Here is a 17,362-nt window from a genome sequence, read left to right on the forward strand (position 1 = left end):
CGGTTCATTATTAAGAGTGTATTATGGCTTATCAACATATTCAAATCCCAGCGCACGGTGAAACAATTCAAGTTGATGCAGATTATCGCCTGCATGTTCCGAATCATCCCATCATTCCTTTTATTGAAGGCGACGGGATTGGAATTGATATTACACCGGTGATGCGGCGGGTACTTGATGCGGCAGTTGAGCGCGCTTATGGCAATGAACGGTCATTGGTGTGGATGGAAGTTTATGCGGGTGAAAAGGCGACGCGGGTGTATGGTGCGAATGAATGGTTGCCGGCTGAAACCCTGGCTGCGGTGCGCGAATTTCCCGTTTCAATTAAAGGGCCATTAACCACGCCGGTCGGTGGTGGTATTCGGTCATTAAATGTTACGCTGCGTCAAGAATTGGATTTATATGTGTGTTTGCGGCCGGTGCGTTATTTCGCGGGGACGCCGAGTCCATTGCGTGAACCGCAACATACCAATATGGTGATCTTTCGTGAGAATTCGGAAGATATTTATGCGGGAATTGAATGGGCGGCTGGCTCGCCGGAAGTGCGCAAGTTAATTGACTTTTTGCAAAACGAAATGGGCGTGACTAAGATTCGTTTTCCCGCGACCTCGGGTGTAGGAATTAAACCGGTGTCCGCTGATGGCACTAAACGGTTGGTGCGTAAAGCAATTCAATATGCCATTGATAATCACCGTCATTCCGTGACGCTGGTGCATAAGGGCAATATTATGAAATTCACCGAGGGCGCATTTAAGCAATGGGGCTATGAATTAGCGCAGGATGAATTTGGCGCAACTTTAATTGATGGCGGCCCCTGGTGCCGCATGACTAATCCCAATACTGGGACAGACATTATTATTAAAGATGTGATTGCCGATGCGTTTTTGCAGCAAATCTTATTACGCCCGCGTGAATATGATGTAATTGCCACGCTGAATTTAAATGGCGATTATATTTCGGACGCATTGGCGGCGCAGGTGGGTGGAATTGGCATGGCGCCGGGGGCTAATTTATCGGATAGCGTGGCGATGTTTGAAGCGACGCACGGCACCGCGCCGAAATACGCCGGTAAAGATCAAGTGAATCCCGGTTCAATTATTTTATCGGGTGAAATGCTATTGCGGCATTTAGGTTGGGTTGAGGCGGCGGATTTAATTATTAAAGGGTTGGCGGGTGCAATTCAAGCGAAAACCGTGACCTATGATTTAGAGCGGTTATTACCAGGCGCGACGCTTTTGAGTTGTTCGGCGTTTGGTGAGGCAATGATTGCACAAATGTAGGCGGGGTTTTAATTATTAGTGCAATGCTAAAAAACGATGCGTCGCACGACCGACGCATCACAACCAATCAATTTAATCCAACCAATGCGGCATCATCACCGGCATCAGTTTATCATTCGTATTACACAGCACGTTGCACATGGGCGGCGTGTAATCCTTTCGGCCCCTGCGTAATTTCAAATTCCACCTTTTGCCCTTCACGCAAGGTTTTATAACCCTCCATGTGAATTGACGAAAAGTGAACAAACACATCAGCATCTTGATCGTCTGGTTTCACAAATCCATAGCCCTTGACATTGTTAAACCATTTCACAATTCCAGTCGTCATCATTGCACTTCTCCGTTGCGACGTGGGTCGCTATTTCATACTTTGATGGTGTGGTAGTTATTGCGATGATGTATGTATATTTAAATAAAACGGCGGAGTTATCTAACATCAATGCTATGTCAACCAGCGCCTACTTTATTAAAAATTGCATCACCTTTATTATTCACTCAATCACAGTGCGCACCACTTAGCACCGTTATCACGATGGTTAACCGTGCCATCGTGACTGCTAAGTATAATAGATTTAGCGCGGATGTAACGGCCGAATGCAAAAAGGGTGTTGAATATCACACGATCCCCCGCTCGCCCGCGCTATTTTGTTGTCAGGGCGACTCAAGTTTGACGCACCCCTGCCGTTAGCCCCTGTGACTCCTCCGTATAAACATCGCACGCCTGTCCGCAGCGGCGATTTGACTAGGTGACAAAACAATGATGCTCAACCGCGCCACATCCCTCAATACTAATGCACTCGCCAAAAGTCATTTCACACGACACAGCACTGATGCCGAAGTTGCGCTGGCATTAACGGCGGGATTTTTACCCGCATTTCGCCATGATGAATCCGGTGAAGTGCGCCTTTGTCAATTGGCCGACGGGCGCATTGCCTGTTTGCATTTATTAGATTCATTACCCGAAGCGTGGGTCGCGGAGCGCGATCATCAAGGTCGCCCGGTGGCGTTAATTGATAAGGTGCGCGCTGGTTATTGGCGGGGGAGTGAATTCTGGACGCTGAGTGATTTAGTGCATCCGCATTTGGATAGTTAATGCGGTATTTGAATTAAAAGCGTCTCCGTGTCAGCATCATTGATCCCGCGCCCCTGTGCTGCCTGTCTAAGGCAGTTAGGGGGTGTTGAATTAAATGCCATAGCGACATGTAATAATTCAAGAGTCTGTTATACAGAGACTTTGCTACCAACAATGACGGCAAACTGCTAAAGCGGTTTAATGAGTGAGTGTGTGGTTGACACCAACCAGTTAAATATTCAAATTGTTTAGGAAGAAGCTAACGACTGTGCGCTGAGTTGCAGTCTAATATCCACTCCAACAAGAATTGAAAAGCGCCTTTTTCTGTGCTAGTTTTTAAACCAGTCAAATCCAAAAAACGCACCGCTATTTCCATCAGGTTTTTATTAAAAAGTGTTGGTTTTTATTGGCATAGTGGTTATAAAAGAATTGCTATCACCGGGATGCTGGCAAGTGTCGTATTAACAACTTTATTGTGTGGCGCTATCTTAACTGACTTCAGCACTTTAGGAGTTGGTTTCTGTTTGGTGATAGTTGCATTGTCAGCAATGCTTGATACATTGGGGTTAATACTGATTGTTACCTATTTTATCTTTTTCCGTTCTTATATTCCCGAGTCACTTCTGACTGTTGATGTTCGCCCCCGCATTGACCATATCGCCCTGTTGTTTTCTTATCCAATCATTGCCAGCTTTATTATCAATCGTGTCAGCACATTTTCTATGGCAAAACTATTCGGATACCCGTTTCCGGAGCGGGATTAAATCAAATGTTGGGTTTTTATAATTGGTGAAGACCGCTGGTATCCGAATAGTTAGCGATTGTTCACTGCCTATTAAATTGGTTAAACAATCACGCATAGCGCCCCGCCTCGAATGGCGCCATTTGAATATCAACCAGCGTTCCAATTGTCACTGCATTAAATACCGCAATTAAATCATGGCTGTGCATCCGAATACAGCCATGTGAATGCGCTACGCCCAACGGCGCATTTTCTGGGCAGCCGTGAATATAAATAAACCGCCGCAACGTATCCACTTCCCCACCGCGATTGCGCCCGCTTTCTAAACCCGTTAGCCATAAAATCCGCGTTAAAATCCAATCACGTTCTGGATAAAGCGCCGCCAATTCCGCGCTATACATCTCACCCGTTGGACGGCGGCCGCGAAATACCGTGCCAATTGGACAGCCTTCCCCAATTTTAATACGCACCCGGTGACGCCCCCGCGGGGTACAGCCGCTGTTGCGCTGCTCACCAGCACCATTCGCCGCCGTAGAAATAGCGTAAAAATCAAGTACTTGACCATTTGCGCACACCGCCAGCCTCTGCGCCCGCAGCGAAATGTGTAAATAATCCACTGACATCGCCCGCAATTCCATAAAAGTCTATCCTCATCACACCCACGCCAGTAGTGAAAACGCGGCGCTTTGGGGTATTATTCTTTGTCTGCTCATCATCACCTGGATTGAGAAAATCTGCAACCAGAGCAATTGTTTGAATTGGTTTATATGCATTAAAATACATCGCTAATAATTCGGTTTTTTATTCATTATCTTCAAATCACACATCAGGAACAGATAATGGTCAAAGTTGAAATGTATAGTACAGCTTGGTGTCCCTATTGCATCCGCGCCCGCCATTTATTAAAACAAAAAGGCGTGGATTATACAGAAATTCGCATTGATCTCAATCCAGAACAACACGCCATGATGATTCAACGCAGCACCTGCTTTACTGTACCACAAATTTTTATTAATGATCGCCCGATTGGTGGCTATGATGACCTCACACAGTTGGACGCACTGGGGCAATTAAATCAATTATTACAAGCAGCGGAATCAGGCACACTATGAGTAAATCAACACCAATAGAACAGCGCCAAACTATATTAACAGAGCAACGTTTAGATAAATGGTTATGGGTCGCTCGCTTTTTCAAAACTCGTCAATTAGCCATCGCTGCAATTAACGGCGGCAAAATAAAAGTAGATGAACAACGCTGTAAACCAAGCCGTTTAGTGCGCCCCGGCAGTCGAATACAGATTCAAAAAGGCATATTGACTTGGCAGATTGAAGTATTAACCTTGCCGACTCAACGCCGGCCGGCTGCTGAAGCAATACAATGCTATTGTGAAGCTCCAGCCAGTCAAGAAGCGCGTCAAGCGTTAATTCAATCGCAACGAGACACGGGTCATTACCCGCATATCACAGGACAGGGGCGGCCAACAAAACGCGATCGGCGGCAACTGGATGCCTTAATTGATTCGACTATTACCCAATGAACCAACCCCGATTATTGCGGTCATTATGGTTGCTACCGTCGCTGGTCATCATTGCAGGAATTGCACTCACCCTATTGAGTTGGCAGCAATTTCAGGTGAATGAACAACGCCTAGTTAACATATGTCAAGTGCAATTAAATGCCATTGCTCATCAAATAAAACAACCAATCTGCGCACAACCACACCATGCTGTGCTGTCCTTATTGGGAGTAACTGACTTATTTCAACAATCGTATTCGTTAAATCAATCATTATTTAACTATACTGATATTGCAGAATCACTGCCACTCATCACACATGTTGGGATTCAAACACTGGATGTTTTTAGCAATGACAATCGCAATGTGCGAATACCATTGTACGATGTCAAATATCAAGCAAATTACATTGTGGTGTTGGGTATTTTGATTACTTTATTCTTGGCAATGCTGACATGGTTTTTATTACGGCGCTGGGCGTTTATTCAGGCATCTATTGCACACTTGCAAAGCAAACTCGCTGAAAACAACGAGCATTATTGCCAAATATTTGAATTAAGCAGCGCAATTCAGTTGGTTATCAACCCACAGAGTAGATGTATTGTTGATGCCAACTCAGCTGCTGTTGCGTTTTATGGCTACACGCACCCGCAATTAACCGCATTAACCATAACTGATATTATTTTATTATCAAACGACGCTTTACAACAGCAATTATCGGCGGTGATTGATGGAACGCAGCGACAATTTCATTGTCAACATCGCCTGGCATCCGGGGAGGTGCGTCAAGTTGAAATTTACTCAGTCCCCATACAAATTGGCAACCAAATTTTATTACACACCATTGTCCACGATATTACTGTGCGTTATGAAATCGAAGCCGCATTACAAGCCTCCGAAGCAAAATTGCGCACCATTTTTGACATCTTACCTATTGGTATTTCTATTACAGACCGCACTGGAAAAGTGATTGATTGCAATGGCGCATCAGAGGGATTGTTAGGATTATCCTGCACCGATCATTTACAGCGTCATTATGACAGTCCGGAGTGGCAAATTGTGCGTCCAGATGGCTCGCCTATGCCGCCCAGAGAATATGCGAGTGTCCGTGCTTTTATTGAAAAACGCCCAATACATAATGTGGAAATGGGCATTGTCAAGCCAAACGGAATGACTTGGATATTAGTCAATGCTATTCCTTCAACACATCCTGATTACGGTGTCATCATTACCTACGCTGATATTACAGCGTATAAACAAACACATTCACATTTGCATGCCTTAACCGAACGTTTGCAATTAGCAACCGATGCGGGTGGTATTGGCGTTTGGGAATGGGATATTGTGAACGATCGCATCATTTGGGATGATCGGATTTATGCGATGTATGGATTAGAACGCGCCGAATTTGAAGGGACTTATGCGGCATGGCTAAACCTTTTACATCCAGATGATGCGGTGTTATTTACACTTGAACAAGCTAAAGATTTTTTTTCTAGTCAATACGATTCTTGTGCCACACAATTCCGCGTCTATTGGCCGGACGGCAGCATCCGTTATCTTGCTACATCCGCCAAAATTTTGCGAGATCACAACAACAATCTTCAGCGTTTAATCGGTGTTAATTGGGATATTACCGAACAGCAACAAGCGCAGTTAGCATTACAAGCCAGTGAAGCGCGAGCGCGTACTATTATTGATGCATCACCCATCCCCTTTGTGTTAATTGATGTTGTTAAACAAACGTTTGTTTATCTTAATCCCGCATTTATTCGCCATTTTGGTTACACTGAAACCGATATTCCCACCGTGACTGCATGGTGGCCATTGGCTTATCCTGATCCAATTTATCGTCAACAAGTACAAGAAACTTGGAAAATTCGTCTTGAACAAACACAATGCGGACAGGCATTTGACCCAATGGAAGTCAATATTCGCTGTAAAGATCAAAGGCAATGCACGGTTATAGTTGTTGCGACACCATTAGAATCACCCTTTACCAACTTATTTCTCGTTTCCTTATATGATGTGACCGAATTACATCGGGCGCGTGAATTAGCCGAACAGGCAGCGCGTATTAAAACCGAATTTTTGGCCAATATGAGCCATGAAATCCGCACTCCCATGACCGCAATTATTGGTTTATCGGAACTTGCACTGCATAAACCATTAGCGCCTTCTATTCGGGCTGATTTAGAAAAAATCCATTATGCAGCCCACAGTTTACTTAGAATTATTAATGATATTTTGGATTATTCTAAAATTGAATCAGGACACTTTTATATTGAGCAACAAGACTTTAGTTTAGATATTTTATTAGAAAATATGCGGCATTTATTTGCGCTGCGCGCTGAAGAAAAAGGGTTGATAATACAATTTTATTTAACACCAGAAATGCCTCGCTGGCTCAAAGGTGATCCGCTGCGTTTACAACAAGTGTTATCTAATTTATTAAGTAACGCAATTAAATTCACAACCGCCGGACAGGTACAATTAAGTATTAGCATAACAGCCAGTTCATCTAAACAAATCAATTTATGCTTTATCATTTGCGATACCGGTATTGGCATGGATAAAGCAACCGTCGGCCGACTTTTTCAACCATTTATGCAGGCCGACGGTTCAATTACCCGTCGTTTTGGTGGCACCGGATTAGGATTGGCGATTAGCCAAAAATTGCTACAACTCATGGGCAGTCAATTAACAGTCAAAAGTGAATTAGGACACGGTAGTTGCTTTAGTTTTGAATTAGTATTCGGGATAGCCACAAGTGAACTAAACAATCAAGCACCCTTATCCGTGTTGAAGCAATCTGCTTGTGATACAGTGCCATCCAATTTAGTAGGAAAACGAATTTTAGTTGCCGAAGATAATTTAATTAATCAGCAGGTTATTCAAGGAATTTTGAATTTATCGGGAATAGATGTTGATGTAGTGAATAATGGTCAAGACGCCTTGAATCGTCTTGAATTAACTTCATATGACGCCGTCTTGATGGATATTCACATGCCAGAAATGGATGGCCTCACAGCCACGCAAAAAATTCGCCAACAAGCGGCCTTTGCCGCACTGCCCATCATTGCTTTAACTGCCAGTGTGACGCTTGAAGAACGCGAACAAGCATTCGCATGTGGTGTGAATGCAATTTTAGCTAAACCGATTAACTTGGAGGAATTGCATACGACATTGCAATACTGGACAATGCCAAATGCAACAGATATGACCCAGCCACCTTATCTATCGCTGACTAACATTGGTGTTAATCAAACTGAGCCGCCGCAATTGCCCTTTGTATTGCCCGGTTTTGATTTACGTTTATTAAACCAAGCGTTGCATAATCCAACACAAATTATTAAATTATTACAGCAATTTGCCACGACAATTCAAGACATTGCCGAGCATATTCAACAAGCATTAGCAGCGGGTGATCGCGTTGCGGCGCAGGCATTAGCGCATCGTTTAAAAGGTGTTGCTGGTAATGTCGGTGCGACCGCTTTGTATTCAGCAGCAATGCAATTGGATTTAGAATTGCAACAGCTTGAGCCAGTGTCTGAAACAACATTGGCGGCCTTTTATCGCGCCCATGCCGACACCCGCGCCGCACTGGAACAATTGAATACACAAGCATCGCCGTCACCAATTAAATTAGGTAATCCTGCGGCATTTTTGGAATTAGCCAATCATGCACGTCAATTATTGACAGCGCGTGATCTATTAACCGATGAACTGTTAACCGCATTAGAAGCAACGGTTTCCAGCAATGACGAAGTGAGCTATACGGCGTTTAAACGTCAAGTACAGCAAATTGATTATCGGTTGGCACTAGCGACATTGGACCAATTATGTCAATGTGCAGAACGTGCATTAGAGAAGTAAATAAACCGAACGGCGATGGGCGGATTTAACTCAAATTGACAGCACCGCCCATCAATCAACAGGTTTAATGTCAGTTGTGCGCTGCTATCAAATGAAGATCATGGCGCCGCACCATCACGCTGGCAATCAACAATAAAACATTAATCACGCCAACCACCACAAACGGGGCGCGGGGATCAACGGCGTCGAATAGATAACCGCCAACCAATGTAATTAACAAGATGCCAATAGCGCCGAAGATATTAAATGCCGCCATAATTGAACCGCGTTTATCTACCGGTGCTTCTTGTCCAATCAGTGATTGCGCGCCCAGAAATACGCTAATCTGTCCAATGCCCAGTAGAATAAAAAAGCCAATGCCGTAGGTCGCTAACGGGTCATCAAGCAATAATAAAACCAAATTACCAACCGCTGATAACCCCATGCAAATCGCTAATGCGGTGACGCGATCAATGCGATCTAATATTGCGCCGAGAATTGGCGCCCAGGCCAGCGCGGCAATTTGCGCAATAATAAAAATAAAGGTGCCGTGTTTAATCGCTTCTGCCGGTTCCATGCCCGCTGCTTTACCAGCCAACGTCCCCCACAGAATTAAAAAGGTGGCGTTAATGGATTGATCGCCGCGTGCAATAAAAGCGGCTGAATAGGCTAATGCAATGCGCGGGTTGCGGATGGCGGTAAACCCGCTTTTGAATAATGTATTTATGGATGGCCGTTCATCGCGTTGAATTGGAATGCCGGGGCGCAAGCCAATCATCACTAATCCCGCCACACCAATACAGGCCGCCGCAACGATGAAATGGGTGTATTGCCCAGCGGTTTCGCCATTCCACCCGGCGTTCATAAATATCTTGGGTAAAGCGCCGCCCAATCCTTGAATAAAAACGATGCCCAAACCCGTTAATACGCCAATTAACGCGACCAATTTACCGCGTGAAATCTCGGCGGGATAATCCACCATAATCGTTGATAAGGCGCCGGCAACTGCGACCACGCCCAAGCCATAAATCAGCCGATACCCGTATAATTCGCCGACCGATTGGGCGAATGGATACAACACATAAGTCAGTGCCAGTAATAAAAAGCCGATGGCGTAAATCGAGCGCCGCCCGAGGCGGTCAATTAAAATCCCGGTTGGGAGAAAAAAGATCAGCGTAATCATTTCGGTTAAAAACACCAAATGGCCGCTGATGCTGCCCTGTTCTGAGGCGGGGATTTTTAAATGCTCATTGAGAATGTACGTCTGGCCGCTGCTAATAAAAATCATCAGGCCAATTGAAAAAAAGCTGATGATTAGAAAGTTGATGGCGTGATAGCGGCTCACGTCCGGCGCTAATAGAATTGGGCCGAGGCGCTGCGGCGGTAATAAAGGATTTATCATAATATCTCCGCCACAGGCTAAATGCTGGGAATGATGCGGTGGTTTGGCCGGTCATAAAAACCAGCGCGGGGTGAATTACGCCATGGCTTTTAAGCGCGCATTTAACCGACTTTTATGCCGCGCTGCTTTATTGGCGTGAATTAAACCTTTGCCAGCGGCATTATCAATGACCGGCACCGCTTGTTGATAAGCCGCCACGGCCGCTGTTTTATCTTCGGCTAAAATGGCTTTTAATACCTTTTTAACAGCGGTGCGAAAGCGGCTGCGTTGTGCGGCATTACGTTGGCGATGCACTTCTGATTGATGCGCACGTTTTTTAGCTTGGGCGCTATTTGCCATACTGATTGTCTCCGAATGCGTAATAATTAAATGAAATGGCGTGGTTGGGTTGACCAATTAAAGAGTGCGCAATGTAAATGATAAGTGCTGATTCGTCAATGGTTATCAAGCACGGCGCGGCAATGAACGTGTTCACCCGGGTTTAACGGCGGTGGCAATGACATAATCCAGCCCGGCGTACACTGTTTGCGCATCAAAGGGTAACGCCAGCCGCACGGCAAACCGCAGCAACGGGTGCAGCCGCGCCAGCACTTCGGGATGGGTGCGCAAATATTGGTGCAGCGGCGGGTACACCTCGTCACGAATTGAGCGCAATTCAACGTGCGCAAACCCCGCGGCGGCGAGGCGTTTGGCGTACTCGGGGGCGGGGTAGGCGTTCGCGCCGGGGATGGCAAAACGGCTGGCGATCAGCGCCCAGTTGAGGCGTTGCAGCAAGCGCCAGCGCCAATCCGTGACCAGCGGCAGCGGGATGATGTCGGCTAACACCAGCCGCCCGCCGGGGCGCAGTACTCGCCACGCTTCGGCAAAAAAACGCTCGCGGGTGCGGAAGTGAAAGGCGCATTCCAACGCCACGACCTTGTCCACCGAGCCGGCGGTTAATTGCATCGCCGTTGCAGAACCGTGCCGTAAATCAATGTGTTTGGTTAAACCGAGGGCGGCGACGCGCTGGCGGGCGACGACCACTTGTGAGGTGGTGATGTTCAAACCAATGATGCGGCGCGGTTGATGATGCTGCCACCAATATAAATCTTGATCGCCAAATCCAAAGCCGACATCGAGTAGGCAATCTTGATGATTTAATTGCGCGGTGTCCGCCACCAATGCGGCCAGTGCATCGCAGGCGGCGTCCACGTCAATTGCTTCCGTCCAATAACCGAGATTGAGATAACGCCCGCGCTGGGTGGGCGATTGATCGGCTAATAAATCATAAATGGCCGCGACTTCCCGATCCTGCAATGGATTAAACAGCCAATCAAGAAAAGACAAATGGGTTTTGAGAGTTTGCCACCGATTCATGGGTTTATTCATCACGCGGATTGAAATAAAAAGTCAAGGTGTGAGGACGGGACGGGCGGTGTTGAATAATTGAAAAAAGTTTGCCCGTGTGACTGCTGCCAATTCATCTACGCGCATTTGTTTTAATTCGGCCAATTGCGCGGCGGTGTATTGGACATATTGCGGTTCATTGCTTTGCCCGCGATGCGGCACGGGGGCCAAATAGGGCGCATCGGTTTCGATCAATAGGCGATCTAACGGCACTTGGCGGGCAACGTCGCGCAATTCATTCGCGGCTTTGAAGGTGATAACGCCGGTGAATGAAATATAAAAACCGAGGTCAAGTGCCTGCTGCGCAATCTCCCAGGTTTCAGAAAAACAGTGCATTACGCCGCCCACTTCATTTGCCCGTTCACGCTTTAAGATGGCCAAGGTGTCATCCGGCGCGGCGCGGGAATGAATAATTAACGGTTTGCCACATTCGCGGGCGGCGGCAATGTGTTGAATAAAACGGCGGTGTTGCCAGGTTAAATCACCGTGGCTGCGGTAATAATCTAAACCGGTTTCACCAATGGCGACCACGCGCTCATCGGCGGCGAATTGTACTAATTCAGCAACGGTCGGCTCATGCGTGACCGTTTCATTCGGATGGACACCGACGCTGCACCAGACATCTGAATACGGGGCAATTAACTGGCGCATGGCTGGGTAATGCGTTAAATCAATCCCGACGCAAAGCATGGCTGACACGTTGGCAATGCGCTGCTGTGCCATGAGGGCGGCAAAATCACCCGCGTAGGGCGTTAAATCGAGGCGGTCTAAATGGCAGTGAGAATCAACGAACATCGCGGTATCATATGGAGTTGGGCGGAACGGGACGCGGGACGGATGCGCGGTTGTCGGGCGGTGATGCGGTGAGTGCGCGAGCGCATTGCCCGAGCGCGGACAGGTCGTCACCCTGTCCACTTTAGCACTACCGTGAAAAGATGCGGTAGTGCTAAAGTTATTTCACAGCCCGACGGGTGGCGGCAGGCGGCAGCCGGCCGAGCGCGTCGGTTGACAGGATCCGCTCGTGCGATTGGTGTTTATTCAATCGCGTTCATTCCATTTTTTCAATTCCAAGTTTAATGATTCCCATGCAAACAACCATTATCTATGCGCAATCCAAGCGTCAAATGAGTTTAACGGTCACGATCCCCGAGGGCGCGACTATTCAAGAGGCGATTGAAAAATCGGGCATTTTGAATCAATGCCCGGAAATTAACCTCGATGAAAATAAGGTCGGTATTTTCGGCAAAATTACACCGTTAACCACCGCGTTGGTCGAAGGCGACCGCGTGGAAATCTACCGCCCATTAACCGTTGATCCGAAAACGGTATTGCGCGGCGGGGCGCATTAACCGTGATAACCCGCGCATCTCATTTGCCCTGCGATGATTAAATCAATATCTATTCGCCCGGCGCTAGTCAAAGGGCGCTAATTTATTCATCCGCAACACGCTCATTTAATAAACAGGTGAATTCGCAACAAACGGCTGAATTCACCACGAATGCGCTAATTAGCGCATACTTGCATTTAGAAAACCGAGTTCTAAGTGCTGATTAAAATTGATCGTTCCCATGCACCCGCGTGGGAATGCACTCTTCCTTAAAAAGTCAATTATCTAAACGGCGTAATTTGTGACGTTTAGAACCCGAATTTTTCAAGCACCGATTAAAATTAACGCCCTAGTTTTCAGGTCAATTCATTTATGGCGACTAGCCAAGTCTGGCGGCGGCGCGGTCTGCCAATTATCATTATGTTAATTGGCATTGCAGGATTTATCATTCTCAAAGCCACCCGCCCCGTGCCGCAAACAGTCACCGCGCACGAGCGCATCTGGCGGGTGCAAGTCATTCCCGCCGCGCCCGCCGCCCATCATCCAGTGTTAGCGCTGTTCGGGCGGGTGGAAGCCCCCGATCAGGTGCGCCTGACCATGCCCGTCACTGCCCGCCTGCAAACGGTGCGCGTCCGCGATGGGCAGCGCGTCAAAGCCAATGCCGTCTTGGCGCAACTGGATTCGCGGGATTTAGAACCGCGCTTGCAACGAGCGCAGGCGGACGTTGACAAAGAACAGTTGAATTATCAACACGATGCCGCCGCGCTGGTGCAGGAACGTGAGCTGCTGCGCTTGGCGGAAGTGGGCGTGACGCGGGCGCAGGCGGTGCAGAATAAAAATCTCGCGTCCATTTCCAGCGTGGACACCGCCCGCGAGCAATTGGCGCGAGCGCGGCTGGCCGTGACCCTGCGCCAGCAGTCAATTGATGCGCATCCGGCGCGACTTGCCGCGTTGGAGGCGACGTTAGCCGAGGCGCAGCGCGATTTTGATCGTGGCACGTTGCGCGCCCCATTTGCCGCCCGCATTGCCAGCGTCACCGCCGCCGCGGGTGAACAATTGCCGATAAATCAAACGGTTATGACGCTCTACCCACTCGACGGGCTGTATTTGCGCGCCAAATTGCCCGGCTGCCACTGCGACGAATTGCGTCAAGCATTGGCGAACGGCGTTGAATTAACCGCGCAGGGGCAGATCGGCGGGCGGGCGATCACGGCGGTACTGGAACGGATCGCCGGTGAAGCCGACGCTCGCGGCGTGGATGCGCTGTTGAAACTCACCGCGCCAGCCGCCGTGCCAATCGGCGCAGTGGTGGACATGCGCTTGCAACGCCCGCTGGTGGATAACAGTTTAGCGTTGCCATTCAGTGCGTTACACGGCGGCGACCGCATTTTCACCGTTGACAACGGGCGGCTGCGCGGCGTCACGATTGAACGCATTGGCGAGCGCGGTGGTGACGGCGATCAACCCGTCGAAGTCCTCGTCCGCGCCGCCCAACTGCCGCCCAATGCCCCGATCATGGTTACACATTTACCCAACGCGATTGACGGGCTGCGGGTGGAGATTGCGCCATGAAACGCGGGTTAATTGCGCTCTTCGTCCGCCACCGTCTGTTGGCTAACCTGTTGATGATCTTGATTTTTGTCCTCGGCGGCGTGTCAGTGATGCGCATGAACGTCCAATTTTTCCCGACCTTCGCACTCGATATTTTGTCAGTGCGCGTGATTTGGAGCGGGGCGTCGGCCGAGGATGTTGAAACCGCGATTTTAATTCCGCTGGAGGAACGCCTGCGCACGGTGGACGGCGTGAAAAAATTGACCGCCACCGCCGCGCAAGGCATCGCCAGTTTGGCGTTGGAATTGCACGAAGGCACTGATCCGATTGAGGCGCTCGATCAGGTGCGCCAGCGCGTGGCCGAGTTCAGCAATTTGCCCAAAGATGCTGAAACGCCGCAAGTGAGCCGCATTTCGCGTTACGAATCAGTGGCGCGGCTGCTGGTCACGGGGCCGAGTTTGGCTGATCTGCGCCCGTGGATTCGCCAATTTGAACGCGATCTGCTGGCGCGGGGCGTAGATCAGGTGCAAATCACCGGGATGCCCGACGAGCGCATCGCCATCGAAATCCCGTCCCGCGCACTGGAAACGCTCGGCTTGTCGCTCGACGGCATTGGTGCGCAAATTGCTAAACAGGCGCAGGATTTGCCAGCTGGAATCGCGGGTGAAGCCGAGGCGGCGCGGGAATTGCGCTCGCTGGAGCAGCGCCGCGAGCCGTTGACCTTTGCCGACTTGACGGTGCGGGCGGATGACCAAACGCACCTGCGGTTGGGGGATGTGGCGACCATCATGCGCGAGCCACGGCCGGCGACCGTCACATTAACCCCGGTGGCGGTCGGATCGAATGCACCGCCATTAGCGTTATTAAATGAAAATGCCGCGCCGCCGGTCACAGTTGAATTAGTGATTCAACGTGCCGAAGATGGCCATTCATTAATTGCCGCGCAGCGATTTGACACCTGGTTAAATGACGTCCGCCCGACCTTACCGCCCACCATTCAATTAACCGTATTCGACGCCAGTTGGCAGCAAATTAAAGAACGGATTGATTTATTAGTGGACAACGGGCTGCAAGGATTCACGCTCGTTTTATTATTGTTATATTTGTTTTTACCCGGGCGCGTGGCAGTGTGGGTGGCAATGGGCATTCCCACCGCGTATTTAGCTGCATTAGCCTTGTTATGGGCATTTGGCGGCACCATTAACATGATTAGTCTATTCGGTTTATTATTAACGCTGGGCGTCATTGATGACGACGCTATTGTGATTGGTGAATACGCCGAAACCCGTTTTCATATGGGGATGAATCCCACCGATGCCGCCATTGCCGGCGCCCGCCGCATGTTTTATCCGGTAGTCGCTTCGGCATTAACCACCGTCGCGGCCTTTTTACCGTTAATGCTGGTCGGCGGCATCATGGGCAATATCTTAGGCGATATTCCATTTGTCGCCATCATGGTGTTAATTGCCTCGTTATTAGAAGTATTTTTAATTATGCCGGCGCATTTACGCAGCGCCTTTAGTCACCACGTCGGCGCCACTATTCCGCAATGGCGGCAGCGGATTGATCGCAAGTTTAATCGCTTTCGCCATTCAGTCTATCGCCCATTAGTCAAGGCCGCAATCAGACGGCGCGGCATTACCATTAGCACAGTATTAGTGTTAATGATCTTGACGGTTGGTTTATTAGTTGGCGGGCGGGTGCAATTCGTCTTTTTCCCCACACCCGAAGGGCAAGCCGTATTCGCCAATGCCAGTTTTGTCGCCGGCACCCCGCGCAGTCACAGCGCCGCCTTTTTAATTGAAATGGAACGCGCATTACGCGCTGCTGAACAACAATTGGGTGGCAATTTAATTGAAGCGGCCGTTGCTCGATTAGGCGGGACGGTCGCGGTTGAAAGTAATAGCGGCTCCAATGGCGATCAATTCGCATCAATTATGGTGCAATTAGTCCCGTCGGAATACCGCGAGGTGCGGAATGAAACATTTTTAGCCGCGTGGCGACAACAGATGAAGATGCCCGCTGGATTAGAAAATCTGGTGATTTCCGCACGGAAAACGGGTCCGCCGGGGCGGGATTTAACTGTGCAGTTAATTGGCGATCATGCCATGCAATTAAAGATGGCGGCATTAGAATTAGCGCAAAGTTTGGAAACAATTCCGGGCGTTTCCGATATGTTGGATGACATGCCATTTGGGCGGGAGCAATTGATTTATCGCTTAACGCCGGCGGGTGAAGCATTAGGCTTAACCACCGAAACACTCGGGCGTCAATTGCGCGCCGCCTTTGATGGTTATTTAGCGCAGCGCGTTCAAGTGGGGCAGGATGAATTAGAAGTGCGCGTGTTATTACCGCGTCACGAGCGCAGTCATTTAGACGCTTTGGAACGGTTGTTAATTCGCACTCCGACTGGTGAATTCGTGCCATTAACCACCGTTGTTCATTGGGAAACGCGGCAAGGATTTGAAACTCTGCGCCATGCTAACGGGCGATTAGCAGTGGAAGTATCTGCTGATATTAACCGCGCTTTAACCACACCCGATATGGTGCGCGCTGCATTGGAAAAAGAATTATTGCCAAAATTAGTCACGCATTATCATATTGATTATAGCTTTGAAGGGCGGGCGGCCGATCAACGTGAAACGCTCGGTGATATGAAACTGGGGTTGATCTTAGGGCTGGGATTTATTTACATCATCTTAGCCGCCGTCTTTTCCAGTTGGGGCTGGCCATTAGTCGTGATGACCGCCATTCCATTAGGATTAATCGGCGCAGTCGTCGGGCATTGGTTATTAGGTTTAGATTTAACGCTATTGTCACTATTTGGGTTATTTGGCTTGTCCGGCATCGTGGTCAATAATGCAATTATTTTAGTTAGCATGTATCACGAATTGCGCGAGGACGGCATGGCGATTGAACCGGCATTAGTTGAAGCGGCCACGTCACGCTTGCGGGCGATGTTATTAACCTCAGCGACAACCGTTGTCGGTTTAGGCCCGCTCATTTTTGAAACCAGTTTGCAAGCGCAGTTTTTAATTCCAATGGCCGTGTCATTAGCTTTTGGCGTCGGGTTTTCCACGATTTTGGTATTGATTTTTACGCCCGCGTTATTAGCCTGGCATGAAAGCGTTGCGCAATGGCTGCATGATTGGTGGTTTGGTGAACCGAATCAAAGCGTGTCAATTGTAAAGTCATCATAAACGGCGGGTTTAATTGCCGAGTAGCGTG

15 protein-coding genes are annotated in these 17,362 nt (G+C 48.7%); 9 read left to right on the plus strand and 6 right to left on the minus strand.

Going from position 1 to position 17,362, the window contains the following annotated elements:
• Positions 1 to 23 precede the first annotated feature (23 nt).
• On the plus strand, positions 24 to 1,280 hold the full coding sequence (gene icd / locus HUK38_RS00120) for an NADP-dependent isocitrate dehydrogenase (protein WP_182581746.1): 1,257 nt from the start codon (positions 24 to 26) through the stop codon (positions 1,278 to 1,280).
• A 121-nt stretch (positions 1,281 to 1,401) separates the two neighbouring features.
• Here icd and HUK38_RS00125 read toward each other — a convergent pair whose 3' ends face one another.
• Entirely contained in the window at positions 1,402 to 1,608 is a 207-nt protein-coding gene (locus HUK38_RS00125; protein ID WP_182581857.1) for a cold-shock protein, read from the minus strand.
• Between the two features lie 429 nt (positions 1,609 to 2,037).
• On the opposite strand from HUK38_RS00125, the gene HUK38_RS00130 reads away from it, so the two are divergent.
• Together HUK38_RS00130 and HUK38_RS00135 are read left to right on the plus strand one after the other, a co-directional pair.
• Complete coding sequence (locus tag HUK38_RS00130) at positions 2,038 to 2,373, plus strand: hypothetical protein (protein ID WP_182581747.1); 336 nt, start codon at positions 2,038 to 2,040, stop codon at positions 2,371 to 2,373.
• Positions 2,374 to 2,678: 305 nt separating this feature from the next.
• A complete protein-coding gene (locus tag HUK38_RS00135; RefSeq protein ID WP_182581748.1) occupies positions 2,679 to 3,116 on the plus strand; it encodes a hypothetical protein in 438 nt (145 codons plus the stop codon).
• An 88-nt stretch (positions 3,117 to 3,204) separates the two neighbouring features.
• On the opposite strand, the gene HUK38_RS00140 is transcribed toward HUK38_RS00135, so the two are convergent.
• Positions 3,205 to 3,732: a L,D-transpeptidase gene (locus HUK38_RS00140; RefSeq protein WP_238787327.1), complete on the minus strand. Its 528-nt coding sequence runs from the start codon at positions 3,730 to 3,732 to the stop codon at positions 3,205 to 3,207.
• 201 nt (positions 3,733 to 3,933) lie between these two features.
• Between HUK38_RS00140 and grxC the strand changes: the two genes are divergently transcribed.
• Genes grxC through HUK38_RS00155 form a run of 3 tightly spaced genes read left to right on the plus strand, consistent with a single transcriptional unit; the run spans position 3,934 to position 8,488 of the window.
• A complete protein-coding gene (grxC, locus tag HUK38_RS00145; RefSeq protein WP_182581749.1) occupies positions 3,934 to 4,206 on the plus strand; it encodes a glutaredoxin 3 in 273 nt (90 codons plus the stop codon).
• Positions 4,203 to 4,634, plus strand: coding sequence for an RNA-binding S4 domain-containing protein (locus HUK38_RS00150; RefSeq protein ID WP_182581750.1), 432 nt, complete (start codon positions 4,203 to 4,205; stop codon positions 4,632 to 4,634). Before grxC ends, HUK38_RS00150 begins: the two co-directional genes overlap by 4 nt.
• A complete protein-coding gene (locus HUK38_RS00155) occupies positions 4,631 to 8,488 on the plus strand; it encodes a PAS domain S-box protein (protein WP_182581751.1) in 3,858 nt (1,285 codons plus the stop codon). Before HUK38_RS00150 ends, HUK38_RS00155 begins: the two co-directional genes overlap by 4 nt.
• A 70-nt stretch (positions 8,489 to 8,558) precedes the next feature.
• Here HUK38_RS00155 and HUK38_RS00160 read toward each other — a convergent pair whose 3' ends face one another.
• The 4 genes from HUK38_RS00160 to HUK38_RS00175 all read right to left on the minus strand — a co-directional run bounded on the left by HUK38_RS00160 (position 8,559) and on the right by HUK38_RS00175 (position 12,050).
• Positions 8,559 to 9,869 carry an MFS transporter gene (locus HUK38_RS00160; protein ID WP_182581752.1) on the minus strand — a complete coding sequence of 437 codons (1,311 nt, stop codon included), beginning with the start codon at positions 9,867 to 9,869 and terminating at the stop codon, positions 8,559 to 8,561.
• A gap of 75 nt (positions 9,870 to 9,944) precedes the next feature.
• Complete coding sequence (gene rpsT / locus HUK38_RS00165) at positions 9,945 to 10,208, minus strand: 30S ribosomal protein S20 (protein WP_182581753.1); 264 nt, start codon at positions 10,206 to 10,208, stop codon at positions 9,945 to 9,947.
• Positions 10,209 to 10,340: 132 nt separating this feature from the next.
• Complete coding sequence (locus HUK38_RS00170) at positions 10,341 to 11,225, minus strand: class I SAM-dependent methyltransferase (RefSeq protein WP_182581754.1); 885 nt, start codon at positions 11,223 to 11,225, stop codon at positions 10,341 to 10,343.
• A 33-nt stretch (positions 11,226 to 11,258) separates the two neighbouring features.
• Positions 11,259 to 12,050 carry a TatD family hydrolase gene (locus HUK38_RS00175; RefSeq protein WP_182581859.1) on the minus strand — a complete coding sequence of 264 codons (792 nt, stop codon included), beginning with the start codon at positions 12,048 to 12,050 and terminating at the stop codon, positions 11,259 to 11,261.
• A gap of 290 nt (positions 12,051 to 12,340) precedes the next feature.
• Between HUK38_RS00175 and HUK38_RS00180 the strand changes: the two genes are divergently transcribed.
• The 3 genes from HUK38_RS00180 to HUK38_RS00190 all read left to right on the plus strand — a co-directional run bounded on the left by HUK38_RS00180 (position 12,341) and on the right by HUK38_RS00190 (position 17,334).
• Entirely contained in the window at positions 12,341 to 12,604 is a 264-nt protein-coding gene (locus tag HUK38_RS00180; protein ID WP_182581755.1) for an RnfH family protein, read from the plus strand.
• Positions 12,605 to 12,955: 351 nt separating this feature from the next.
• Positions 12,956 to 14,155 carry an efflux RND transporter periplasmic adaptor subunit gene (locus HUK38_RS00185; protein ID WP_182581756.1) on the plus strand — a complete coding sequence of 400 codons (1,200 nt, stop codon included), beginning with the start codon at positions 12,956 to 12,958 and terminating at the stop codon, positions 14,153 to 14,155.
• The gene (locus tag HUK38_RS00190; protein WP_182581757.1) at positions 14,152 to 17,334 is read left to right on the plus strand and encodes an efflux RND transporter permease subunit; all 3,183 of its coding nucleotides are present in this window, start codon (positions 14,152 to 14,154) and stop codon (positions 17,332 to 17,334) included. Before HUK38_RS00185 ends, HUK38_RS00190 begins: the two co-directional genes overlap by 4 nt.
• Positions 17,335 to 17,362: the final 28 nt, after the last annotated feature.

This window comes from Thiospirillum jenense (genome assembly GCF_014145225.1).
GTDB classification, from domain to species: domain Bacteria; phylum Pseudomonadota; class Gammaproteobacteria; order Chromatiales; family Chromatiaceae; genus Thiospirillum; species Thiospirillum jenense.